22 protein-coding genes and 6 tRNA genes are annotated in these 22,560 nt (G+C 51.4%); 17 read left to right on the top strand and 11 right to left on the bottom strand.

What is annotated here, in order from left to right; genetic code table 11:
• Positions 1 to 34: 34 nt before the first annotated feature.
• The 3 genes from sdhA to sdhC are packed head-to-tail and all read right to left on the bottom strand — an operon-like array spanning position 35 to position 2,544.
• The gene (gene sdhA, locus AB7038_RS15735) at positions 35 to 1,801 is read right to left on the bottom strand and encodes a succinate dehydrogenase flavoprotein subunit (RefSeq protein ID WP_369453629.1); all 1,767 of its coding nucleotides are present in this window, start codon (positions 1,799 to 1,801) and stop codon (positions 35 to 37) included.
• Entirely contained in the window at positions 1,802 to 2,161 is a 360-nt protein-coding gene (gene sdhD, locus AB7038_RS15730) for a succinate dehydrogenase, hydrophobic membrane anchor protein (RefSeq protein WP_072871227.1), read from the bottom strand.
• Positions 2,155 to 2,544 carry a succinate dehydrogenase cytochrome b556 subunit gene (gene sdhC / locus AB7038_RS15725; protein ID WP_015422545.1) on the bottom strand — a complete coding sequence of 130 codons (390 nt, stop codon included), beginning with the start codon at positions 2,542 to 2,544 and terminating at the stop codon, positions 2,155 to 2,157. The genes sdhD and sdhC overlap by 7 nt, the downstream gene beginning before the upstream one ends.
• A gap of 588 nt (positions 2,545 to 3,132) precedes the next feature.
• On the opposite strand from sdhC, the gene AB7038_RS15720 reads away from it, so the two are divergent.
• Positions 3,133 to 4,428 carry a citrate synthase gene (locus tag AB7038_RS15720; RefSeq protein ID WP_369453628.1) on the top strand — a complete coding sequence of 432 codons (1,296 nt, stop codon included), beginning with the start codon at positions 3,133 to 3,135 and terminating at the stop codon, positions 4,426 to 4,428.
• 69 nt (positions 4,429 to 4,497) lie between these two features.
• Here the strand turns inward: AB7038_RS15720 and AB7038_RS15715 are convergent, their stop codons facing one another.
• The gene (locus AB7038_RS15715; protein ID WP_369453627.1) at positions 4,498 to 5,262 is read right to left on the bottom strand and encodes an AraC family transcriptional regulator; all 765 of its coding nucleotides are present in this window, start codon (positions 5,260 to 5,262) and stop codon (positions 4,498 to 4,500) included.
• A 104-nt stretch (positions 5,263 to 5,366) separates the two neighbouring features.
• Here AB7038_RS15715 and AB7038_RS15710 point away from each other — a divergent pair, with 104 nt between their 5' ends.
• Positions 5,367 to 6,503, top strand: coding sequence for a multidrug effflux MFS transporter (locus AB7038_RS15710; protein WP_369453626.1), 1,137 nt, complete (start codon positions 5,367 to 5,369; stop codon positions 6,501 to 6,503).
• A 39-nt stretch (positions 6,504 to 6,542) separates the two neighbouring features.
• Here the strand turns inward: AB7038_RS15710 and AB7038_RS15705 are convergent, their stop codons facing one another.
• Positions 6,543 to 7,286, bottom strand: coding sequence for a type 2 GTP cyclohydrolase I (locus tag AB7038_RS15705; protein ID WP_072871229.1), 744 nt, complete (start codon positions 7,284 to 7,286; stop codon positions 6,543 to 6,545).
• 127 nt (positions 7,287 to 7,413) lie between these two features.
• A complete protein-coding gene (locus tag AB7038_RS15700; protein ID WP_024474161.1) occupies positions 7,414 to 7,626 on the bottom strand; it encodes a YbfA family protein in 213 nt (70 codons plus the stop codon).
• Positions 7,627 to 7,900: 274 nt separating this feature from the next.
• On the opposite strand from AB7038_RS15700, the gene AB7038_RS15695 reads away from it, so the two are divergent.
• A complete protein-coding gene (locus tag AB7038_RS15695) occupies positions 7,901 to 8,335 on the top strand; it encodes an EamA family transporter (RefSeq protein WP_369453625.1) in 435 nt (144 codons plus the stop codon).
• Between the two features lie 59 nt (positions 8,336 to 8,394).
• Here the strand turns inward: AB7038_RS15695 and pgm are convergent, their stop codons facing one another.
• Positions 8,395 to 10,035, bottom strand: a complete 1,641-nt coding sequence (gene pgm, locus AB7038_RS15690) for a phosphoglucomutase (alpha-D-glucose-1,6-bisphosphate-dependent) (RefSeq protein WP_072871234.1) — start codon at positions 10,033 to 10,035, stop codon at positions 8,395 to 8,397.
• 47 nt (positions 10,036 to 10,082) lie between these two features.
• Entirely contained in the window at positions 10,083 to 10,637 is a 555-nt protein-coding gene (seqA, locus tag AB7038_RS15685; protein ID WP_349419451.1) for a replication initiation negative regulator SeqA, read from the bottom strand.
• 257 nt (positions 10,638 to 10,894) lie between these two features.
• Here seqA and AB7038_RS15680 point away from each other — a divergent pair, with 257 nt between their 5' ends.
• Positions 10,895 to 11,674 carry an alpha/beta fold hydrolase gene (locus AB7038_RS15680; protein ID WP_369453624.1) on the top strand — a complete coding sequence of 260 codons (780 nt, stop codon included), beginning with the start codon at positions 10,895 to 10,897 and terminating at the stop codon, positions 11,672 to 11,674.
• 30 nt (positions 11,675 to 11,704) lie between these two features.
• Here the strand turns inward: AB7038_RS15680 and AB7038_RS15675 are convergent, their stop codons facing one another.
• Complete coding sequence (locus AB7038_RS15675; protein WP_072871242.1) at positions 11,705 to 11,959, bottom strand: hypothetical protein; 255 nt, start codon at positions 11,957 to 11,959, stop codon at positions 11,705 to 11,707.
• A gap of 309 nt (positions 11,960 to 12,268) precedes the next feature.
• Here AB7038_RS15675 and ybfE point away from each other — a divergent pair, with 309 nt between their 5' ends.
• The 3 genes from ybfE to fur all read left to right on the top strand — a co-directional run bounded on the left by ybfE (position 12,269) and on the right by fur (position 13,868).
• On the top strand, positions 12,269 to 12,562 hold the full coding sequence (gene ybfE / locus AB7038_RS15670) for a LexA regulated protein (protein ID WP_004235627.1): 294 nt from the start codon (positions 12,269 to 12,271) through the stop codon (positions 12,560 to 12,562).
• A gap of 146 nt (positions 12,563 to 12,708) precedes the next feature.
• The gene (fldA, locus tag AB7038_RS15665) at positions 12,709 to 13,239 is read left to right on the top strand and encodes a flavodoxin FldA (protein ID WP_004235625.1); all 531 of its coding nucleotides are present in this window, start codon (positions 12,709 to 12,711) and stop codon (positions 13,237 to 13,239) included.
• Positions 13,240 to 13,418: 179 nt separating this feature from the next.
• Positions 13,419 to 13,868, top strand: a complete 450-nt coding sequence (fur, locus tag AB7038_RS15660) for a ferric iron uptake transcriptional regulator (RefSeq protein WP_072871244.1) — start codon at positions 13,419 to 13,421, stop codon at positions 13,866 to 13,868.
• 132 nt (positions 13,869 to 14,000) lie between these two features.
• Here fur and glnS read toward each other — a convergent pair whose 3' ends face one another.
• Positions 14,001 to 15,668 carry a glutamine--tRNA ligase gene (glnS, locus tag AB7038_RS15655; RefSeq protein WP_072871247.1) on the bottom strand — a complete coding sequence of 556 codons (1,668 nt, stop codon included), beginning with the start codon at positions 15,666 to 15,668 and terminating at the stop codon, positions 14,001 to 14,003.
• Positions 15,669 to 15,842: 174 nt separating this feature from the next.
• On the bottom strand, positions 15,843 to 17,876 hold the full coding sequence (nagE, locus tag AB7038_RS15650; protein WP_368888799.1) for an N-acetylglucosamine-specific PTS transporter subunit IIBC: 2,034 nt from the start codon (positions 17,874 to 17,876) through the stop codon (positions 15,843 to 15,845).
• Between the two features lie 428 nt (positions 17,877 to 18,304).
• Between nagE and nagB the strand changes: the two genes are divergently transcribed.
• The 10 genes from nagB (at position 18,305) to AB7038_RS15600 (ending at position 22,402) form a co-directional block, all read left to right on the top strand.
• Complete coding sequence (gene nagB / locus AB7038_RS15645) at positions 18,305 to 19,114, top strand: glucosamine-6-phosphate deaminase (protein WP_369453623.1); 810 nt, start codon at positions 18,305 to 18,307, stop codon at positions 19,112 to 19,114.
• Positions 19,115 to 19,197: 83 nt separating this feature from the next.
• On the top strand, positions 19,198 to 20,361 hold the full coding sequence (gene nagA / locus AB7038_RS15640; protein ID WP_369453622.1) for an N-acetylglucosamine-6-phosphate deacetylase: 1,164 nt from the start codon (positions 19,198 to 19,200) through the stop codon (positions 20,359 to 20,361).
• A gap of 13 nt (positions 20,362 to 20,374) precedes the next feature.
• A complete protein-coding gene (gene nagC, locus AB7038_RS15635; RefSeq protein WP_368888802.1) occupies positions 20,375 to 21,610 on the top strand; it encodes a DNA-binding transcriptional regulator NagC in 1,236 nt (411 codons plus the stop codon).
• Between the two features lie 15 nt (positions 21,611 to 21,625).
• Positions 21,626 to 21,823, top strand: a complete 198-nt coding sequence (locus AB7038_RS15630; protein WP_004235617.1) for a hypothetical protein — start codon at positions 21,626 to 21,628, stop codon at positions 21,821 to 21,823.
• A tRNA-Met gene (locus AB7038_RS15625) sits at positions 21,801 to 21,877 on the top strand. Before AB7038_RS15630 ends, AB7038_RS15625 begins: the two co-directional genes overlap by 23 nt.
• A gap of 9 nt (positions 21,878 to 21,886) precedes the next feature.
• Positions 21,887 to 21,971 (top strand) — tRNA-Leu (locus AB7038_RS15620).
• Positions 21,972 to 22,010: 39 nt separating this feature from the next.
• A tRNA-Gln gene (locus AB7038_RS15615) sits at positions 22,011 to 22,085 on the top strand.
• Positions 22,086 to 22,133: 48 nt separating this feature from the next.
• Positions 22,134 to 22,208 (top strand) — tRNA-Gln (locus tag AB7038_RS15610).
• A gap of 37 nt (positions 22,209 to 22,245) precedes the next feature.
• Positions 22,246 to 22,322: transfer RNA gene (locus tag AB7038_RS15605), tRNA-Met, on the top strand.
• A 5-nt stretch (positions 22,323 to 22,327) separates the two neighbouring features.
• Positions 22,328 to 22,402 (top strand) — tRNA-Gln (locus tag AB7038_RS15600).
• The last annotated feature ends 158 nt before the right edge of the window (positions 22,403 to 22,560 follow it).

Here is a 22,560-nt window from a genome sequence, read left to right as displayed (position 1 = left end):
AGTATTCTCTCCGCAAATGCCTCATCACCACACATCAGTAAGTACGAATCTTCGGCGGGAACGGTTCGCGCAGCTTAGGCTGCATGTTCACCGCACGGCGTGTCATGGTTTCAGATTGCGGCAGGTACAGGGAATGACACAGCCAGTTCGCATCATCACGATCCGGATAGTCAAAGCGGCTGTGCGCACCACGGCTTTCAGTACGGAAGTTGGCGGCCATTGCAGTGGAATATGCCGTTTCCATCAGGTTATCCAGTTCCAGACACTCGATACGCTGGGTGTTGAATTCTGATGAGGTGTCATCCAGACGCGCATACTGCAGGCGCTCTTTAATGGCTTTCAGCTCTTCCAGTCCTTTGGCCATCGCATCCCCTTCGCGGAATACCGAGAAGTTGTGCTGCATACAGGATTGCAGGGCCTTGCGGATAGCAACCGGATCCTCACCGCTGCGGGTGTTATTCCAGCGGTTCAGACGTGCCAGTGCCGCATCAATATCCGATTCACCGGCATCACGCATTGCGCCCTGCTCCAGAATGGATTCTTTCAGATGCAGACCGGCTGAACGGCCGAAGACGACCAGGTCAAGCAGTGAGTTACCGCCGAGACGGTTTGCACCGTGAACAGAGACACAGGCAATTTCACCGACCGCAAACAGACCCGGCACCAGCACATCCTCACCCTGCTCATTCATGGTCACAACCTGACCGGTGACTTTGGTCGGGATGCCGCCCATCATATAGTGGCAGGTCGGGATAACCGGAATCGGCTCTTTGACCGGATCGACGTGGGCGAATGTCCGTGACAGTTCCAGAATACCCGGCAGACGGGATTCCAGCACATCTTTACCCAGATGGTCGAGTTTCAGTTTGGCATGCGGTCCCCACGGGCCGTCACAACCACGGCCTTCGCGGATTTCGATCATAATGGAACGGGCAACCACGTCACGCCCGGCAAGATCTTTGGCGTTCGGTGCGTAGCGCTCCATAAAACGCTCACCATCTTTATTGAGCAGATAACCGCCCTCACCACGGCAGCCTTCAGTGACCAGCACCCCGGCTCCGGCAATCCCGGTCGGGTGGAACTGCCACATTTCCATATCCTGCAGCGGAATACCGGCACGGACTGCCATACCGACACCATCACCGGTGTTGATATGGGCGTTAGTGGTGGACTGATAGATACGCCCCGCACCACCGGTTGCCAGAATGGTGGCTTTGGCTTTGAAATAGACCACTTCACCGGTTTCGATACAGATAGCGGTGGTGCCCATAATGGCACCATCCTGGTTTTTCACCAGATCCAGGGCATACCATTCGGAGAAAATCGTGGTGTGATTTTTCAGGTTCTGCTGATACAGCGTATGCAGCAGTGCGTGACCGGTACGGTCAGCCGCAGCGGCAGTACGTGCAGCCTGCTCACCCCCGAAGTCTTTGGACTGCCCGCCGAACGGGCGCTGATAAATACTGCCGTCGTCCAGACGGGAGAACGGTAACCCCATGTGCTCCAGTTCCAGCACCGCTTCCGGGCCGGTTTTACACATGTATTCGATAGCATCCTGGTCACCGATGTAATCCGACCCTTTTACGGTGTCGTACATATGCCATTCCCAGTTATCCGGATGGGTATTCCCCAGCGCCACAGTGATACCGCCCTGGGCGGATACTGTATGAGAGCGGGTCGGGAACACTTTGGATAACAGGGCACAGGACAGGCCGGACTGAGAAATCTGAAGTGCCGCGCGCATACCTGCGCCGCCTGCACCGATAACAACTGCGTCAAACTCTCTGACAGGTAAGCTCATTTAGACACCCCACACAATGATTGAACCGTAAATGACATAGGCTGCCAGCACAATAATGATAATAAATTGCAGCAGCAGGCGCAGGCTCAGGCACTTGACGTAGTCCGTCAGTACCTGCCATAACCCGACCCAGGCATGGGCGAGAATGGCGATCAGTGTCAGAGTGGTGAACACCTGAGTGAATGAAGCGGTAAAGAAGCTGTACCAGACGTCATAAGTGATGTCGGAGGTAAAAGCCACAAAACCGATGAGGTAGAGTACATAAAGTGTAATCACAATGGCGCTGGCACGCAGAATTAACCAATCCTGAATACCATTACGGCCGAGCGTGGTCGCACTGATTTTTGAATTTTTCACCATACCAGAACCCCCGCCAACACGGCTAAAATCACAGTCAGAACCATGGAAATCTTCGCGGATGAAATACCGGCAGCCAGCGTTTCATCAACAAATCCGAAATCCATTAACATGTGACGAATGCCACCACAGATGTGGTAAGCCAATGCAGTGAGGATGCCCCAGAGGATAAACTTCGCGAAGAAACCGCTCATGATATCAGCAGCCTGCGCAAACCCTTCCGGCGAGGACAGCGACAACCCTAATAACCACAGCAGAATCGCTACAGCAATGAAGGTAATGACGCCTGAGACACGGTGTAAAATTGAAGCGATTGCAGGGATCGGAAAGTGGATCGTCTGCAAGTCTAAATTGACAGGTCGTTGTTTTTTCACAATTTTGCCCACACAGCTCTTTATTATTTTTCCTTCCTCCGGACCCGGGCGGAAATCAGACAGCGCTGGGGAAATAAGAACAATCCTTAAGTAAAATCCACATCCGTATTGTTTTACAAAAGTAATGATTCAGTTACGCTGGGTGCTCCTGCTTCAGGGAATTCCGGAGACCTTGAGGCAGTATATGGACTTCACAATATGATTACAATTCCCATACAAAATGTTTGGACAGATTTAGCCAGAACAGTGAATAAGATCACGGTTCACACAATAAAAACGCCCATTATTATTACTTGTGACATTTTGACAACATTTGAATTACATTATGTGGTTAAATACAAAAATTAAAACGACGATTACCGGCAAGAAAGACTTCCCGTAAGTGCAAACTTATGCAAAAGTGTAACTTGCAAAAAATGCACAATATCTTGCTGTACAACATAACTTTTATCGCAACACAAAGTTTCATTAACAATCTGATAACCCATTGTGCGCCGTACCGGATAACGTAACACCAGGTACGGTATCCATTCAGGTAACGCATCAGGGGTTATCACAAAAGATTGCAAAACAAATAATAAATGCGCTAAGGAGACCTACATGTCTAATACAAAGGCGGAGCTGACACTAAACGGCGTCAGGGTTACTGATCTGGATATCCTGAGCCCGACTCTCGGCCAGCCCGTAGTTGATGTCCGGACGCTCGGCGGAAAAGGCTACTACACCTTTGATCCCGGCTTCACCTCCACTGCGTCCTGTGAATCAAAAATCACATATATCGACGGTGATGAAGGTATCCTGTTACATCGCGGCTTCCCGATTGAAGAGCTGGCGATGAAATCTGATTATCTGGAAGTGTGCTACATCCTGCTGTACGGCGAAGCGCCGGACCAGAAAGAGTATGACGAATTTAAAGAAACCGTAAAACGCCACACCATGATCCACGAGCAGATCACCCGCTTATTCAACGGGTTCCGCCGTGACTCTCACCCGATGGCCGTGCTCTGCGGCGTGACCGGTGCACTGGCGGCGTTCTACCATGACTCGCTGGATGTGAATAATCCGCGCCACCGCGAAATCGCGGCTTACCGTCTGCTCTCCAAAATGCCGACCGTCGCGGCAATGTGCTACAAATATTCTGTCGGACAGCCATTCGTTTATCCGAAAAACAATCTTTCCTACGCCGGTAACTTCCTGCGTATGATGTTTGCCACCCCGTGTGAAGAATACGTGGTTAACCCGGTACTGGAACGCGCGATGGACCGAATCCTGATCCTGCACGCTGATCACGAGCAGAATGCGTCCACCTCCACAGTCCGGACCGCCGGTTCTTCCGGTGCCAACCCGTTTGCCTGTATTGCTGCCGGTATTGCCTCCCTGTGGGGACCTGCTCACGGCGGCGCGAACGAAGCCTGCCTGCGTATGCTGGAAGAGATCCAGACGGTCGATCACATCCCGGCCTTTATTGAGCGCGCCAAAGACAAAAATGACTCTTTCCGTCTGATGGGCTTCGGCCACCGCGTGTACAAAAACCATGACCCGCGTGCCAAAGTAATGCGCGAAACCTGTCACGAGGTGCTGAACGAACTGGGCCTGAATGACAGCCTGCTGGAAGTGGCGATGGAGCTGGAACGTATCGCACTGAACGACCCGTACTTCATTGAGAAGAAACTCTACCCGAACGTGGATTTCTACTCCGGTATCATTCTGAAAGCACTGGGTATTCCGTCAAATATGTTCACCGTGATCTTTGCCATCGGCCGCACCATCGGCTGGATCGCCCACTGGAGCGAAATGCACGACGACGGCCTGAAAATTGCCCGTCCGCGCCAGCTTTATACCGGTTACACTGAGCGTCCGTTTGAAACCAAAGTCACCAAACGCTATTCATCGTGACAATACCGTATTAATCCTTATAAAACCCTCCCCGGAGGGTTTTTTTATGCATTTTTAACTCCGGACTATTCATTTACCCATATATTCACCGGGTGTTTTCCCGGTCATCTTACGGAAGAAAGAGACAAACGCGCTGTCACTGGCAAATCCGATCGCCTGTGCAATATCACTGCTGCGGTATTTTTTCGCCAAAAGTTCAACAGATTTTATTAATCGCCACTGCTGCCGCCACTGCTGGTAACTCATACCGGTTTCCCGCCGGAAAATCCGGGTGATCGTCTTTTCCCCGGCACCGCAGCGGGATGCCAGTTCATTAAGCGGCGGCGGCAGTATCCGGGTATCCAGGGTTTTCAGCCGCCGGTCCGACGGCAGCGGTAACTGCATATCTTCCCGTCCGGCCAGCGCCAGTTCATCCAGAAACACCGGCAGCAGATGCTGTAAACGGGGTTGCGTCCAGTCACTGTCAAACGGCAGTCCGGCAAAGAGAAACAGGATCTCGCGCAGCAGCGGTGATACGCCGAAAATTTCACAGGTCGGTGGCAGACGGGCGCTGAGCCGGGCATCCGGATACAGCGAGCGGTAGCCGACAGCCTCAAACATCTGCGCGCGGTGCAGCGCCTGCGGCGGGATCCACGCCACCCGCGTCGGCGGCAGAACGGAGAGTGTGTCCGTCAGGGTGATCTGAATCGCCCCCCGTTCGGTAAACAGCAGTTGTCCGCGCTGATGGCGGTGAAAACCGGAGTCATGCTGTACCGCCATCTCTGCGGCAATGCCAATCAGTGGTGCGGAATAGCTGTCCGCATCAAATGCATCACTTTGCTTCAGCCACGCCATATTGTCCCTTTTGATAAACAGAATGTCCTTATTATTATAATAAGACATCCCGCCTTTTGCTAATCTGCGTCCCGTTCATTTTAGTTACAAAAAAGGGGGGCAAAATGACAATACAAAAACCCGCATTAACACTTGCCGTTGCCCTGATGATGTTCCCGCAGATAGCGGAAACCATCTACAGCCCGGCGCTGACGGATATCGCACAGGGATTCGGCATCAGTGCGGCACAGGCAGGACAGACACTGTCCCTGTACTTCTTCGCCTTCGCACTCGGCGTAGTCACCTGGGGACGTTTATGTGATATCGCCGGGCGCAGACGCACCATGCTGAGCGGCCTGATACTTTACGCTGCCGCCTCCTGTGGTGCGGTTATCACCCGGGATTTCAGTGTATTACTGATCCTGCGGATGCTGTCTGCCTTCGGGGCTGCAGTCGGCTCAGTCGGCACGCAAACTATCATGCGTGACTGTTACCGCGGGGATGAGCTGGCGAAAGTGTTCTCTGTCATGGGAATAGCACTGGCTGTCAGCCCGGCACTGGGGATGTTCAGCGGTGCGGTACTGACCGGTTTCGCCGGATATCAGGGAGTCTTTACCGGACTTGCGGTACTGGCCGTTGTTCTGCTGGTATGGACAGCACTCCGGTTACCGGAAACACGTCCGGCATATATCACGTCAGTTTCGCTGCCGGAAACAGCCGGTCGTATGCTGAGTGATCGCTTTATTCTGCGCAATGTGCTGCTGATTGCCTTTCTGAATATCAGCCTGTTCAGCTACTACCAGTTAGCACCGTTTTATTTCAGCCGGCTGGGCTTTACACAACAGGTATTCGGTTACAGCGGATTACTGCTCGCGCTTGGTGTGGCCGCAGGCTCTGTGATCAACCGTGTCCTGCTTAAACGCGGATGGCACAACCATTCACTGATCCGTCTTGCTGCCATCATCGGTATGGTCAGCGCTGCTGCAGTCTGGCTGTTGTCAGGATCGATTTTGTTTGTGCTGCCGGTGACAGGTATCGTGATTTGTTACGGGCTAGCCATTCCGAATATTCTTGCCGGTGTGTTACAGGATTACCGTGACCGCCTCGGTACTGCCGGTGCGCTGCTCGGTCTGATGTATTACCTGCTGATTGGCGGCGGGCTGGCATTGGCCGGGCTTAGTCAGAATCTCGGCATGTCACTGTGTGTCTGTGCTGCCGGGACACTTATCTGTGCACCGCGCAAGACAGTACAAACCACATAAGAAAAAGCCGGTCTTCTGACCGGCTTTTTATGTTAAAGATTATGCAGGATTCGGGATATCCACAAAGATGACATCCAGTCCGTGAGTTTTTTGTAACCATTCACCCAGAGCACGGATCCCGCCGCGCTCGGTGGCATGGTGACCGGCAGCAAAGAAGTGCATCCCGCATTCACGGGCGATATGAATTGTCTGCTCTGACACTTCACCGGTCACAAAGCCGTCAAGTCCCGCATCTGCGGCTGCCTGAATAAAACTCTGACCACCGCCTGTACACCAGCCCAGTTTTTTAATCTGAGCAGGCGCATTATCCCCGCAATGCAGAATCTCCCGATCCAGCCCCTGCTGTAAACGCTGTGCCAGTTCCTCACCGCTGACCGGCTGCGCGAACTCACCACACGGAAGCAGCGGATCAACCTGTCCTGTGACCGTAACCCCCATCAATTGCGCCAGTTTCGCGTTATTACCCAGCTCCGGATGGGCATCCAGCGGCAGGTGATAACCGTATAAATTCATATCGTTACACAGCAGTGTTTTGATCCGGCGCTGTTTCATGCCCCGGATACTGACCGGCTCGTTTTTCCAGAAATAGCCGTGATGCACCAGCACCGCGTCCGCATTCAGTCTCACCGCTTCATCCAGCAGGGCCTGACAGGCGGTCACGCCGGTCACCACACGCTGAACCTGTTCACGCCCTTCAACCTGCAGACCGTTCGGGGCATAATCCTGAAATTCCTGTACTGCCAGTTTTTCATTAATAATCTGTTCTAATTCAATATGATTCATACATTTTTCCTGTCCGTGCGGATAGATTTACCATACCTTCCCTGCCCGCCAATAGCAATTTGCAGGCATAAAAAAACGCCCCGCGATAACATCGCCGGGCGTCTCTTTTGCTTTCCGGATGCCGGTATCAGTGCTGCTGAGTGCTGCTTACCGCATTTTCTGAACGTGCCAGCCAGACCGGTTTATCACTTGTCTTGGACCACACGCGGTACAGATAGCTCCAGAAGCGGGCGCGATCCCGGTAGAACAGCATAAACGGGAACGCCAGGATACCTAAAGATACTGCACCGGTACGGCGCAAGAGAACCTTATGCAACGGATATGCCTGAAATGTTGACATTGAGACCCTCCTTAATAACGGATTATCGCAGAACAGCAATAATCACCGAATGTACTTCCCTTTCATAGTAACCCGTCTGGTGAAATTTTACCACTCATCTGACCACTTGATGACGGTATGATACGCACAAATTGCCCCTTTTAAGTAATTAAATTACATAATTGTTATTTTTTATCATTTTATTAACAATTTTATTATTCAAAATTAAGCTACCACGCTAATGAAAATGCCTTATGATATTCACTCCACTAATTGATAATGGGAATTATTTATTATGAGTACCTGGCTGATCTATGCCCTGCTGTCTGCCATCAGTGCCGCAATGGTTGCTGTCTTCGGAAAAATGGGCTTACAGCATCTGGATGCCAATACCGCAACCGCGATCCGTGCAGTGATTATGGCGCTGTTTCTGGTCGGCGTGGTGGTGGTTCAGGGAAAACTTAATCTTATCAGTGAAATAATCGAAAATCGTAAAGCCCTGTTCTTTATCGCTCTGAGCGGGATTGCCGGGGCGCTTTCCTGGCTGTTCTATTTTATGGCAATAAAAAACGGTCAGGTTTCACAGGTGGCCCCGATTCCGATTGATAAACTGAGTGTGGTTTTTGCTGTGATTTTTGCCGTGATCCTGTTCGGTGAAAAAATTTCTATGATTGCGGCCGGTGGTGTTGCGCTGATCACCGTTGGTGCACTGATGGTTGCGCTGGGCTGAGACAGGCAAAAAAACGCGGAGGGGAAGATCCGCTCCGCGCTGCTTTTCCGGAGAATACGTCAGTCCGCAATCACCTGGTTGACTATTTCAATTGCTTCTTTTTCTATCTGTGCCAGATGTTCCGGACCACGGAAACTTTCACAGTAGATTTTGTAGGCATCTTCCGTACCGGAAGGACGCGCGGCAAACCATCCCTGCTCACTCATGATTTTCAGGCCGCCAATCGACGCGCCGTTACCCGGCGCGGCTGTCAGACGGGCGGTGATCGGATCACCGGCCAGGGTATCTGCGGTCACCATTTCCGGAGACAGTTTTGACAGCCGGGATTTCTCTGCGTGACTGGCCGCTGCCTGGATCCGGCTGTAGCACGGCGAACCGAATTTTTCCGCCAGCTCATCATAATGCTGCTGCGGGTTTTTGCCGGTCACGGCAGTCAGTTCCGCCGCCAGCAGGCAGAGGATAATACCGTCTTTATCGGTTGACCACGGCGTACCGTCAAAACGCAGGAAAGAAGCACCGGCGCTCTCTTCACCGCCGAAACCCAGCGTGCCGTTATACAGCCCGTCCACAAACCACTTGAATCCGACCGGGACTTCCACCAGATCACGCTGCAAATCCGCAACCACGCGATCAATCATCGCACTGGACACCAGGGTTTTGCCGACACCAACAGAGGCCGGCCAGTCCGGACGGTGCTGAAATAAATAGTTAATCGCCACCGCCAGGTAATGATTCGGGTTCATCAGCCCTTTCGGCGTCACAATCCCGTGGCGATCGTAATCCGGATCATTGGCGAAGGCCAGTGAGAAGCGGTCACGCATGCTGAGCAGCCCCGCCATCGCCCATTTTGAGGAGCAATCCATACGGATAACCCCGTCGTGATCCAGCGGCATAAAACGGAATGTCTGATCCACCTGTTCATTGACCAGCTCAATATCCAGATCATAAAAATCACGGATGCGTTTCCAGTACTCAATCCCGGCACCGCCCAGCGGATCCACGCCGATTTTAAGTTTCGCGTTACGGATAGCATCCATGTTGATCACGTCACTGAGTGAACTGACATAGGGTTCAATCAGGTTCACCGCCGTAACCAGCGGGCTGCGCAAGGCATCACACACCGGCATCTGTTTCACCTGCGCCATATTACCGGCCAGCAGCACATTGGCACGCTTTTCGATAACAGAGGTGAGGTCAGTATCTGCCGGGCCGCCGGTCGGCGGGTTATATTTGATGCCGCCATCTTCCGGCGGGTTGTGCGACGGGGTGATCACAATACCGTCCGCTTTATCCGCATGATCGCGATTGTAAGTCAGGATGGCATGAGACACCGCCGGTGTCGGGGTGAACCCATTGTTTTCCTGAATAATAACGCGGACACCATTTGCTGCCAGTACGGATAACACCGTCTGAAATGCCGCTTCAGAGAGGGCGTGGGTATCTTTACCCACGTAGCACGGCCCGGTAATGCCCTGCTGCTGACGGATTTCGGCGATTGCCTGAGTGACCGCCAGAATATGTGCTTCATTGAAACTGCCGCGCGCCGCACTGCCGCGGTGGCCGGAAGTCCCGAATTTGACCTGCTGTGCCGGATCCGCCGCATCAGGTGCAAGGGTATAATACTGAGAGGTTAGCTGCGCCACATTGATTAAATCGGATTGTTGCGCAGGCTGGCCAGCCCGCGGGTGCGTATGAGCCACTGTGTCATTCTCCCCTGATTACGCCGTCACCGGCAGATAAATACCCCTTACAGGGTATTGCAGACTTTCTCGACAGTATTTGCCGGGAAGCCCATTCCCTGCATAATCTGTTCTACCATGCTCTGCTTACGCTGAGTATTGGTGTTAGTGATAACCCAGAACGGCGTGCCCGGAATGTGACGAGGTTTGCTGGTTTTACCGCTGGCCAGCAGTGTGTGCTCATCACCGGCAAAATAGACACGGGTACGGCCGTGGAGTTCATCGGTACTCTTGCTGAACCCTTGCGGATCAATATTATACAGTGCGGATAACACCAGCATAAAACGATCGATCGTTTTCTTTTTCTCAGCATAACTGTCGGATAACAGCAGTTCGCGCATGACACGGACCGGATCCTGAGACGTGGCTTTTACCGGACGCGGGGTAACCGGCGGAGTTTTGTTATCCGCGCTGTCAGCTGCAACAGGTGTGCAGGTGGCACCCGGCGTCTGCGGCCCTAAATTGAGCATACGGCGTAAAATTTCCGATGCGCTTTCACCAATGTGCTGTGTGTGGCTGGCAATATAACTGTAAAGTTCTTCATCTACATCGATTGTTTTCATTTCTACCCGGTTCTTTTATTCGTTAACGCGAAACACGTTATTATAAGATAGAAAAAAGCAAAACAAAACAAGTAAAATTTCAATAACTTAAACTAAAAACCCCGCAGTTTGTCCCGTCCGGCATTTAAAAAATAAATCAGTAAGTTATCGTTTCCGGACACACAATCAATCACAGAAACATTTACTTAACATGTTGGTTTCCGGGGGCTGCCGTGTCATCATATCCGCCTGTTTTGCTCTGCGGATCGGTTGTTAATATGAAATTACCTGCATTACTTCATCATGAAATATTCACGCCTGAAATATCACATCACACCACACCCATTGTTCTGATCCACGGTTTGTTCGGTGATCTGCATAACCTCGGGGTGCTTGGTCGTGAACTGCGGAAAACACATACCGTAATACAGATTGATGTCCGTAACCACGGCGATTCACCGCGCGTACAAACCATGACGTACCGGGAAATGGCGCAGGATGTGCTTGATCTTATCCGCTCTCTGAACATTGAAAAAGTGATTGTGATTGGCCATTCCATGGGCGGAAAAATCGCCATGGCGCTGGCAGCACTGGCTCCGGATGTCACTGAAAAGCTGATTGTAATTGATATGGCTCCCGTTGCTTACGGCGTACGCCGTCATGATGAGATTATTGCGGCACTGGAAGATGTTACCGCCGCCGGTGTCACCACGCGCACTGAGGCCACCGCAATTATGGCGCGGCGCATCCGTGAAGAAAGCGTTATTCCGTTTCTGCTGAAATCCTTTAAGCAGGGAGAATGGAAATTCAATCTGCCGGTTATCAAAGCACAGTATGAATCCATCATCGGCTGGGAAACCCTGCCGCCGCAACAAGTTCCGCTGCTGCTTATCCCCGGCGGTAACTCATCGTATGTGAAACCGGAATACCGCGATGCCATTATGGCGCAGTTCCCGCAGGCAACCGCCCATGTGATTGCCGGATGCGGCCACTGGGTACACGCTGAAAAACCGGACGCGGTTCTGCGCGCCATCAGCCGTTTCCTGGGTAAAGCCTGACAGCAGTGCCGCCGTCACGGCGGCGTTTCTTCACTGACGGAAACTCAGTATCAGGCTGTCAGTGTCACTCTCCTGCCACCAGGCCACAACAGAACGCACCTGTTGTCTGACATCCTGCCCCGGCAGATCAAAACAGATATCCAGCAGACAGCAGCCGGATAAAATCAGACACAAATACTGAAGCGGACGGATAAACACCGTCAGCATCTGCTTTACTTTGTGGCCGCACAGATACTTTTTGTGCGACATCCGCGATAACACCGCCGGTTTTGAGATACGATCCATGTGCGCGCCCTCTGTTATTCCCTTGCTGAAAATACATACTACGTAATACCCGCCCTCAAAAACACTCCGTTATCCTGAGTTCAGAACTCTTTTTTTTCTAATATATTCATAATGATAATTACAATAAAGAACCCATTGACACCGCTTGTCACCCGTTCCGCAGGGCTGCCGCACAAGCGGGCAGACGGCGGGATGTTAATCAATCTGCACGAAATCCGCGGTAACAGGCTGCGAAGCGGTGGCGGTAAGCGGGATGGCGGTGTATCATTGCGCGTTTATCATTGTAATCCGCCTTTTCGTAGTAAAATTATGGCCAAAGAACAAACGGATCGTACCACGCTGGATTTGTTCGCTGACGAACGCCGGCCCGGACGACCGAAAACAAACCCGCTCTCCCGTGATGAGCAGTTGCGGATTAACAAACGCAATCAGCTGCGGCGTGACAAAGTTAACGGATTACGCCGCGTTGAGCTCAAACTGAATGCGGATATTGTCGATGCCCTGAACCAGCTGGCATACGAAGAAAACGTGAACCGGGGCGAACTTATCGAGCAAATTCTGCTTGATTACCTTCAGCGTTCAGATTTATGCACCAAATTGTGAGACGACACACCACACAAATTTGACAGACTTCAAATACTGTTTTCGTCAGAATAGTATTTATTAAGATGAAATAGTTATAATTTCTGCTTGTTGTCGCCGCGGCGTCCTTTTGCAGGCACAGAGATTTTCGGTTGAGAGGCTTATTTATGGCAATCGCAGGTATATTTTTTGGTAGTGACACCGGTAACACAGAAAATATCGCTAAAATGATTCAGAAATTACTCGGCGATGACGTTGCTGAAGTCCGGGATGTTGCCAAGTGCAGCAAAGAGGACATCGAAGGGTTTGATTTCTTACTGCTGGGTATCCCGACCTGGTATTACGGCGAAGCACAGTGTGACTGGGATGATTTCTTCCCGACACTGGAAGAAATTGATTTTAACGGTAAAATTGTGGCTATCTTCGGTTGTGGTGACCAGGAGGATTACGCAGAGTATTTCTGTGACGCCATGGGCACCATCCGTGACATCATTGAACCGCGCGGCGCGACCATTGTGGGCCACTGGCCGACAGAAGGCTATCATTTTGAAGAGTCAAAAGGCCTGGCGGACGACAGTCACTTTATCGGCCTGGCTATTGATGAAGATCGCCAGCCGGAGCTGACTAACGAACGCGTGGCAAAATGGGTTGAGCAGATCCGCGAAGAAATGAGTCTCGACGAGATCCTGGCAATTTAAGGTTTTCCCTTAAATTGCGAATGATAATTCTGCTTATTTATGTAATGATATTATTTATCCGGTCCGGCATCGGTCAGGCGAATCGCACCTGACACCTTTTGATAGCCGGACATTGTGTTCAGCCGTTGAGCGTTTTCCTGAGTGTGCGCTCACCAGCGACAATATAGGACTAAATCCGCATGACCGATAACAATAAAGCATTGAAAAATGCAGGGCTGAAAGTCACACTTCCCCGCCTGAAGATTCTGGAAGTGTTGCAGGATCCGGAGTGCCATCACGTCAGTGCGGAAGATCTCTACAAAAAACTGATCGATATCGGTGAAGAGATTGGACTCGCAACTGTCTACCGCGTTCTGAACCAGTTTGATGACGCCGGTATTGTCACCCGTCATAACTTTGAGGGCGGCAAATCCGTTTTTGAACTGACCCAGCAACACCACCACGATCATCTGATCTGCCTGGATTGCGGTAAAGTGATTGAATTCAGTGATGAATCCATTGAATCACGTCAGAAAAATATCGCGGAACGCCATGGTATTAAACTCACCAACCACAGCCTGTACCTGTACGGTCACTGTGCGGATGGCGACTGCCGTTCTGATGATGGTATCCACGACGAGAAAAAATAATTCTCTCCGGTAACCGAATTGTATGAAAGGCGCGTACCGCGCCTTTTTTGTTGCCGTTTTTCAGAACACATGCACACAAAAAAGCCGTTCCTGCGAACGGCTTTTTTTATATCAGTAACACTGTGTTATCAGTTATTTACTTTCAATTTTTGCCCAGGTATCACGCAGGCCGACAGTCCGGTTAAAGACTAATTTATCTGCTGAGGATAATTTGGCATCAGCACAGAAATACCCTTCGCGCTCAAACTGATACGGTTTGCTGCTGTCAGCGGCAACCAGTGACGGCTCCACAAAGCCCTGACGGATCACCAGAGAATCCGGATTAAGCGTCGACAGGAAATCATCCTCTGCGCCCGGGTTCGGTACACTGAACAGACGGTCATACAGACGGATTTCCGCCGGTACCGCGTGTTTCACGCTGACCCAGTGGATGACGCCTTTCACTTTACGTCCGTCAGCCGGATCTTTATTCAGAGTTTCCGGATCATAGGTGCAGTAGATAGTGGTGATATTGCCTTCGCTGTCTTTTTCCGCGCGTTCTGCTTTAATCACAAACGCATTGCGCAGGCGCACTTCTTTATTCAGCACCAGACGCTTGTACTGCTTGTTCGCTTCTTCACGGAAGTCCGCGCGATCAATCCAGATTTCACGGCTGAACGGCACTTCACGGCTGCCCATCTCCGGTTTGTTCGGATGATTCGGCATGGTCACCATCACATCGCCTTCCGCCATGTTTTCAATCACGACTTTCACCGGATCGATCACAGCCATGGCCCGTGGTGCGCTTTCGTTCAGGTCATCACGGATACAGGATTCCAGAGCCGCCATTTCGACGTTATTATCCTGTTTGGTGACACCGATACGGCGGCAGAACTCGCGGATAGAGGCAGCGGTATAACCACGGCGGCGCAGACCGGAAATGGTCAGCATGCGCGGGTCATCCCAGCCTTCAACAAATTTCTCTGTTACCAGCTGATTCAGTTTCCGCTTGGACATCACGGTGTATTCAAGATTCAGGCGGGAGAACTCATACTGACGCGGATGGCAGTCAATGGTGATATTATCCAGCACCCAGTCATACAGGCGGCGGTTGTCCTGGAATTCCAGCGTACAGAGTGAATGGGTGATCCCTTCCAGCGCATCAGAAATACAGTGGGTGAAATCGTACATCGGGTAGATGCACCATTTATCACCGGACTGATGGTGGGTCGCAAACTTAATACGGTAAATCACCGGATCACGCATCACCATAAAGGAGGATGCCATATCGATTTTGGCACGCAGACACGCTTTACCTTCCTCAAAGCCGCCGTCACGCATTTTTTCAAACAGCGCGAGGTTCTCTTCCGGGGTACGGTCGCGGTACGGGCTGTTCCGGCCCGGCTCTTTTAAGGTGCCGCGGTATTCGCGGATCTCTTCCGGACTTAATTCGCAGACATACGCCAGGCCTTTGTTGATCAGCTCAACGGCGTAGTTGTACAGCGTGTCGAAATAGTCGGAGGAGTAGCACACTTTGCCGCTCCACTGAAAACCGAGCCATTTGACATCGTTTTCAATGGAATTAACGTATTCCACGTCTTCTTTAACCGGATTGGTGTCATCAAAACGCAGATTGCATTGCCCCTGATAGTCTTGTGCAATGCCGAAATTCAGGCAGATTGATTTCGCATGACCAATATGCAGGTAACCGTTCGGCTCAGGCGGGAAGCGCGTGTGAACCGTGGTATGTTTTCCGGAAGCCAGGTCTTCGTCAATAATCTGACGAATAAAGTTTGTCGGGCGGGCATCAGCCTCGTTCATTGTCATAATTCCTCAATGCAATATGCGCGTTAATAACCTCATATCATCCGATATGATGCGCTCATATACAACCACCTGAGCACAGAAATATCAGCCGGGCAGATGCCTTCGCGCAAAAAACAGATAAAAAAACGGGAAGCAGCTGCCTCCCGTTATTATCATAACCGCAATCACTTATTTAATGACATGATACAGCTCAGATTCGTTTGCCTTAACCAGACCTTTGGCAACAATCTCCACGCGATCATAATCATCGATATTACTGATGATTACCGGGCTTATCATAGATTTTGCATGCTCGTTCAGATAGGCCAGATCCAATTTCAGCACCGCATCACCGGCAGCAACCTGTGCGCCTTCTTCAATCAGGCGGGTAAAACCGTTGCCGTTCAGATTCACGGTATCAATACCCATGTGAACAATAATTTCCGCACCATTATCAGTTTCCAGGCAGAATGCATGGTTGGTATCGAAAATTTTCACCACAGTACCTGCCGCCGGAGCATATACGGTGTCACTTTCCGGTTTGATGGCAATACCGTCACCGACAACACGACTTGCGAATGCTTCGTCCGGTACAGCGGATAAATCAACCACTTCACCATCGAATGGTGCCACCAGCGTCAGTACCACGTTACCGTCGCCCTGTGCTTTGGCTTTCACTGCTTCGGGAGCCGCCGCCGCAGCCTGAGCTGCTGCAACCGGGCCTTCTTTCAGCACGTCACGCATTGCGTTAGCGATCAGTTCGGCACGGGTGCCGACAATCACCTGCACACTCTCTTTATTCAGACGGATAACACCGGAAGCACCGATTTTCTTCGCATAAGCATCATTCACCTGTGCGGAGTCCTTCACAGTCAGACGCAGACGGGTGATACAGGCATCAATACCGGTCAGGTTATCTGAACCGCCGATAGCCGCGATATACTGACGCGCTTCGCTGCTGATGGATTTTTTCTCATCTTTTTTATTATCAGTGCTGACATTCTCGCTGTAACCATCAACAGTATCGTTGGTTGCCATCGCCGCTTCACGGCCCGGGGTTAACAGATTGAATTTGGTGATAACAAAGCGGAACACCACATAGTACAGCGCGAAGAAAACCAGGCCCTGCAGGATCAGCATATACCAGTGGGTTGCCAGCGGGTTGCGTGAGGACAACGCCATATCCACCAGCCCCGCACTGAAGCCGAAGCCGGAAATCCACTGCATGGTTGCAGCGATAAACAGGGAGATACCGGTCAGGAAGGCGTGGATGACATACAGAACCGGTGCCACGAACATAAAGGAGAATTCAATCGGCTCGGTGATACCGGTGAAGAACGCGGCAAATGCACCGGCGATCATAATACCGGCTACTTTTGCTTTGTTTTCCGGTTTGGCGCAGTGATAAATCGCCAGCGCGGCACCCGGAATACCAAACATCATGATCGGAAAGAAACCGGCCTGATAACGGCCTGTGATACCCGGAATCGCCGTACCGGCATCGATGGATTGCTGACCGGCCAGGAAGTTAGGAATATCGTTGATATCCGCCACGTTGAACCAGAACACAGAGTTCAGTGCGTGGTGCAGACCGACCGGGATCAGCAGACGGTTAAAGAAGCCGTAAATCCCCGCGCCCCATGCGCCCAGGTCTTTAATGCTCTTACCGAAGGAAACCAGTGCATCATAAATAACCGGCCAGACATACATCAGCACCGCAGCGACCAGGATCATCACGAAAGAGGCCAGGATCGGCACCAGACGGCGGCCGCTGAAGAACGATAATGCCATCGGCAGTTCAACACCGCTGTAGCGGTTATACAGTTCAGCAGAAATAACACCGACCAGAATACCGATAAACTGGTTGTTGATTTTACCGAACGCAGCCGGAACCGCTTCCGGCGGGATACCCTGAATCATACCGACTGTCGCAGTGGAACACAGCGTGGTGACCACCATAAAGCTGACAAAACCGGTCAGTGCTGCCGCACCGTCTTTATCTTTTGACATCCCGTAAGCGATACCGATAGCGAACAACATTGACATGTTGTCAATGATAGCCGCACCGGATTTAATCAGGAACGCGGCAACCACGTTGTCCGCACCCCAGCCTGTCGGATCGATCCAGTAACCGACCCCCATCAGAATTGCCGCAGCCGGCAATGTGGCGACAGGCACCATCAGTGCCCGGCCAATCCGCTGCAGATAGTTCAGTATACCCACTCACTCCCCCTTGCCGCCCTGACGAACGGCTTTTTGTTTTACAGCATTATTATCACAGCCGTGACCGGCTGCCTTTTTGTGTACAACTGAATTATTTAACAACCGGTCTGATCACTCACCGTATTGTGTAACACGTATTTTACTGCCAACTATACGTATCAGTCTAAAAAGTTTATTTCGCTTCGCAAATTAAATAGCTGTGATTTGTGATTATTGTCACCAATATTCGTCACCGGCTGGTTAAAATGCTGGCAGTCACACAAAACTTATTTTAAGATAAAAAATATCTTTTCCGGCGGCTGTATTCTCACCCGTGACTAATAAATTCCGGGTATTCATGCTATAGATGAGACAGGAAGGATCTTCCTGAGACAGCACAGCAGATACCGGGCTGATAACCCGGTATAACTTAGTGAGGTAGAATCGATATGCGTTTAATCCCTCTTGCGAAAGCGCAGGATGTCGGTCAGTGGTCCGCACAGTACATCGCTGACAAAATCAATGCGTTCCGTCCGACGGCAGAACGACCGTTTGTTCTGGGACTGCCGACCGGCGGCACCCCGCTGGCCACCTACAAGGCGCTGATCGCCCTGCATCAGGCCGGAAAAGTCAGTTTCCGTCATGTGGTGACTTTTAATATGGATGAGTATATCGGTCTGCCGGAGTCCCATCCGCAGAGCTATCACTCATTTATGCATGACAATTTCTTCAGCCACATTGATATCCCGGCAGAAAACATCAATCTGCTCAATGGTAATGCCCCGGATACCGATGCGGAATGTGAACGCTACGAAGCGAAGATAAAAGCTTACGGCGGCGTGCAGCTGTTTATGGGCGGCGTCGGTAATGACGGTCATATTGCTTTTAACGAACCGGGCTCATCACTGACCTCACGCACCCGTGTCAAAACGCTGACCCCGGAAACCCGTATCGCCAACTCCCGTTTCTTTGACAATGACATCAATAAAGTACCGAAATATGCACTCACCGTGGGTGTCGGCACACTGATGGATGCCAAAGAGCTGCTGATCCTCGCCACCGGCCATAACAAGGCCCAGGCGGTACAGCAGGCGGTTGAAGGCTCAGTGAATCATATGTGGACAATTACCTGTGTGCAGATCCACCCGAAAGCCATTGTGGTGTGTGATGAACCGGCCACACTTGAGCTGAAAGTGAAAACCCTGAAGTATTTCTGTCACCTTGAATCCGACATTATCGAACAATTTGCTGCTGAATAACCGATGCTGACCGCCCTTTATCCGGGCGGTTTTTGTTGTGGTGTCTTATCTTTAAATCAGTATTCTCTCCCTCAGGAGGCGTTATGTACGCATTAACCAATGCCATTATTTATACCGGTCACGATCGTCTGGAAAACCACGCGGTTATTATTGACGGCGAATTAATCCACAGCGTGTGTCCGGTCAGTGAGTTACCGGCCGGAATTGACACCCGTGATCTGAGCGGTGCCATTCTCTCTCCGGGATTTATTGATTTACAGGTCAACGGCTGCGGCGGCGTACAGTTTAATGACAATGAAGAGGATATCACTGTCCGCACCCTGGACATTATGCAGAAAGCCAACGAACGCACCGGCTGCACCAGCTTCCTGCCGACACTGATCACCAGCCCTGATTCGCTGATGAAACTGAGTGTCAGCACTATGCGTGATTATCTGAAAAACCATAAAAATCAGGCGCTGGGGCTGCATCTGGAAGGGCCGTATATCAACCCGGTGAAAAAAGGCACGCACAATCCGGACTATATCCGCAAACCGGATGCCGCGATGATTGATTTCCTGTGTGACAACGCAGAGGTGATAACCAAACTCACCCTCGCACCGGAAATGGTGGAACCCGCCGTTATCCGCAAACTGACGGATGCCGGGATTGTGGTCTCCTCCGGGCACTCCAACGCAAGTTATGAAGAGTCCCGCGCCGGGTTTGAAAACGGTATCACCCTCTCCACGCACCTGTTTAATGCCATGCCGTACATTTCCGGCCGTCAGCCGGGACTGATTGGCGCAATTTATGATACCTCTGAAATATACGCAGGGATTATCGCAGACGGCCTGCATGTCTCCTGGCCGAACATCCGTAACAGTAAAGCGCTCAAGCGCGACAAGCTGCTCCTGGTTACCGATGCCACCGCACCCGCGGGGCTTGATCCGAAAACCAGCGGACTGGATCATTTTATCTTTGCCGGCAAAACGATATATTATCGTGATGGTTTATGTGTGGACGAGAACGGCACACTGAGCGGCTCCTCACTCACCATGATCCGCGCAGTGGCAAACTGTGTTCAGCATGTCGGTATTCCGCTGGATGAAACCCTGCGCATGGCCACACTCTATCCGGCACGGGCAATTGGTGTTCAGGACAGACTGGGAAGTATTAAATCCGGCAGTATTGCCAACCTGACCGCCTTCACCGCTGATTTTTCTGTCTGTATGACAATCGTTAACGGGAATGTGGTCCATACATCATGAGTAAAAGACGCCGATGGGTAACGGAATTCCGCAGATAGGTAATATTGATTTAGTCAAACAGCTGAACGGGGCAGTGGTTTACCGCCTGATAGACCGTTCCGGCCCGATTTCACGCATTCAGATTGCCGAACAAAGTCAGCTGGCACCCGCCAGCGTGACCAAAATTACCCGTCAGCTTCTTGAGCGCGGCCTGATAAAAGAGGTGGATCAGCAGGCATCCACCGGCGGACGCCGCGCTATCTCCATTATTTCCGAACACCGTGCCTTTCAGACGATCGGTGTGCGTCTCGGCCGCCATGATGCCACTATCGCACTGTTTGATCTCAGCGGACGGGCTCTCGAAGAAGAAACCAGTCCTCTGGAAGCGATTTCTCAGGCAGATGCGGAAGCAAAACTCATTGCACTGATCGACAACTTCAGACAGACGCACCAGCGCCGTATCCGCGAGCTTATCGCCATTGCGGTGATTCTGCCCGGACTGGTCGATCCGGATCGCGGTATTGTGCGCTATATGCCGCACATTACTGTCAGTGACTGGCCGCTGACTGAAAATCTTCATCACCATTTTAAACTGCCCTGCTATGCCGGGCATGATATCCGCAGCCTCGCGCTGGCCGAACACTATTTCGGAGCCACCCGCGATTGCGCGGATTCTCTGCTGGTGCGTATTCACCGGGGGGCCGGGGCGGGGATCATTATCAACAATCAGATCCTGCTCAACCAGCGTGGTAATCTCGGCGAAATCGGCCATATTCAGATAGATCCGCTCGGTGAACGCTGCCACTGCGGAAACTTCGGCTGTCTGGAAACGGTCGCGTCGGATGCTGCTATTGAAACCCGGGTAAAACATCAGCTGGCTCAGGGGTTTGAGAGCGAACTGACGCCGGATAACTGTTCCATCCGTGCCATCTGCCGGGCAGCCAACCGGGGCGATGCCCTTGCGGCAGAAGTGATAAAACAGGTTGGTAATTCCCTCGGAAAAGCCATTGCCATCACGATAAACCTGTTTAACCCGCAAAAAGTGGTGATTGCCGGTGAGATAACCGCCGCTGAAAATGTGCTGCTCCCTGCCCTGCAAAGCTGCATAAATACGCAGTCGCTGAAAAATTTCCGTGAGGATCTGCCGGTGGTGATTTCACAACTGCCGCCAAACTCCGCTATCGGGGCATTTGCCCTGATAAAACGGGCGATGCTGTACGGTGAATTGCTGCTGCATGTTCTGGAAAATAAACCGGATACGGAGGAATAATCCGCCACCGGATAAATGCGTCAACTCCGTGATTTTATCCTGTTTTTTGTACTGTTTATCTTCAAAGTGATTATTATGCAGGCAAACAAACGGATTTCATCAAAATATCTGCAAAAAGCAGTTGACGCTTTTGGCTGTAATCCGCATAATGCGCCCCGCAACGCCGATGAAGGTCACGCAAAAAAAAGATGGCTACGTAGCTCAGTTGGTTAGAGCACAACACTCATAATGTTGGGGTCACAGGTTCGAATCCCGTCGTAGCCACCATCTTTTTTTGCGGGAGTGGCGAAATTGGTAGACGCACCAGATTTAGGTTCTGGCGCCGCAAGGTGTGCGAGTTCAAGTCTCGCCTCCCGCACCATTTCTCGTGACATTCGTTGTTGCTTATTGTATTTCCGGATGGGGTATCGCCAAGCGGTAAGGCACCAGGTTTTGATCCTGGCATTCCCAGGTTCGAATCCTGGTACCCCAGCCATCTTCCACTGAGTGGAAAAATGAAGTATGATAAGCCTCGTTTTTCAGGTGGGGTATCGCCAAGCGGTAAGGCACCAGGTTTTGATCCTGGCATGCCCTGGTTCGAATCCAGGTACCCCAGCCATATTCTGAAAAACGGCTTTGTTAAAGCAGTAAAAGATGGCTACGTAGCTCAGTTGGTTAGAGCACAACACTCATAATGTTGGGGTCACAGGTTCGAATCCCGTCGTAGCCACCATCTTTTGGGGTATCGCCAAGCGGTAAGGCACTGGATTCTGATTCCAGCATTCCCAGGTTCGAATCCTGGTACCCCAGCCAAATTCTGAAAGCCCGTCTCTGACGGGCTTTTTGCTTTTCTGAATCCGGATAAATATTTCATTTGCACTCAATGTACAACGCGCGACAGCAGGCAAAATAAACGAAAAGCATGCGCGTCAGGGATGACGCGCCTGAGCGCACACGGACGTGTTTACAGC

The sequence above is a fragment of the Morganella morganii genome, from assembly GCF_041099235.1.
GTDB lineage: Bacteria > Pseudomonadota > Gammaproteobacteria > Enterobacterales > Enterobacteriaceae > Morganella > Morganella morganii_E.
Note: the sequence above shows the minus strand (reverse complement) of the source record. Positions and strands in the feature narration are given on the sequence as shown.

Bases quoted from the DNA above. Each gene is read 5' to 3' on its own strand.
- fldA (WP_004235625.1), top strand. From the start codon at position 12,709: ATGGCAATCGCAGGTATATTTTTTGGTAGTGACACCGGTAACACAGAA.
- AB7038_RS15720 (WP_369453628.1), top strand. From the start codon at position 3,133: ATGTCTAATACAAAGGCGGAGCTGACACTAAACGGCGTCAGGGTTACT.
- fur (WP_072871244.1), top strand. From the start codon at position 13,419: ATGACCGATAACAATAAAGCATTGAAAAATGCAGGGCTGAAAGTCACA.
- AB7038_RS15680 (WP_369453624.1), top strand. From the start codon at position 10,895: ATGAAATTACCTGCATTACTTCATCATGAAATATTCACGCCTGAAATA.
- AB7038_RS15675 (WP_072871242.1), bottom strand. From the start codon at position 11,959: ATGGATCGTATCTCAAAACCGGCGGTGTTATCGCGGATGTCGCACAAA.
- nagB (WP_369453623.1), top strand. From the start codon at position 18,305: ATGCGTTTAATCCCTCTTGCGAAAGCGCAGGATGTCGGTCAGTGGTCC.
- nagC (WP_368888802.1), top strand. From the start codon at position 20,375: ATGGGTAACGGAATTCCGCAGATAGGTAATATTGATTTAGTCAAACAG.
- AB7038_RS15705 (WP_072871229.1), bottom strand. From the start codon at position 7,286: ATGAATCATATTGAATTAGAACAGATTATTAATGAAAAACTGGCAGTA.
- AB7038_RS15710 (WP_369453626.1), top strand. From the start codon at position 5,367: ATGACAATACAAAAACCCGCATTAACACTTGCCGTTGCCCTGATGATG.
- AB7038_RS15695 (WP_369453625.1), top strand. From the start codon at position 7,901: ATGAGTACCTGGCTGATCTATGCCCTGCTGTCTGCCATCAGTGCCGCA.
- AB7038_RS15630 (WP_004235617.1), top strand. From the start codon at position 21,626: ATGCGTCAACTCCGTGATTTTATCCTGTTTTTTGTACTGTTTATCTTC.
- seqA (WP_349419451.1), bottom strand. From the start codon at position 10,637: ATGAAAACAATCGATGTAGATGAAGAACTTTACAGTTATATTGCCAGC.
- AB7038_RS15700 (WP_024474161.1), bottom strand. From the start codon at position 7,626: ATGTCAACATTTCAGGCATATCCGTTGCATAAGGTTCTCTTGCGCCGT.
- nagA (WP_369453622.1), top strand. From the start codon at position 19,198: ATGTACGCATTAACCAATGCCATTATTTATACCGGTCACGATCGTCTG.
- sdhD (WP_072871227.1), bottom strand. From the start codon at position 2,161: ATGGTGAAAAATTCAAAAATCAGTGCGACCACGCTCGGCCGTAATGGT.
- AB7038_RS15715 (WP_369453627.1), bottom strand. From the start codon at position 5,262: ATGGCGTGGCTGAAGCAAAGTGATGCATTTGATGCGGACAGCTATTCC.
- sdhA (WP_369453629.1), bottom strand. From the start codon at position 1,801: ATGAGCTTACCTGTCAGAGAGTTTGACGCAGTTGTTATCGGTGCAGGC.
- ybfE (WP_004235627.1), top strand. From the start codon at position 12,269: ATGGCCAAAGAACAAACGGATCGTACCACGCTGGATTTGTTCGCTGAC.
- glnS (WP_072871247.1), bottom strand. From the start codon at position 15,668: ATGAACGAGGCTGATGCCCGCCCGACAAACTTTATTCGTCAGATTATT.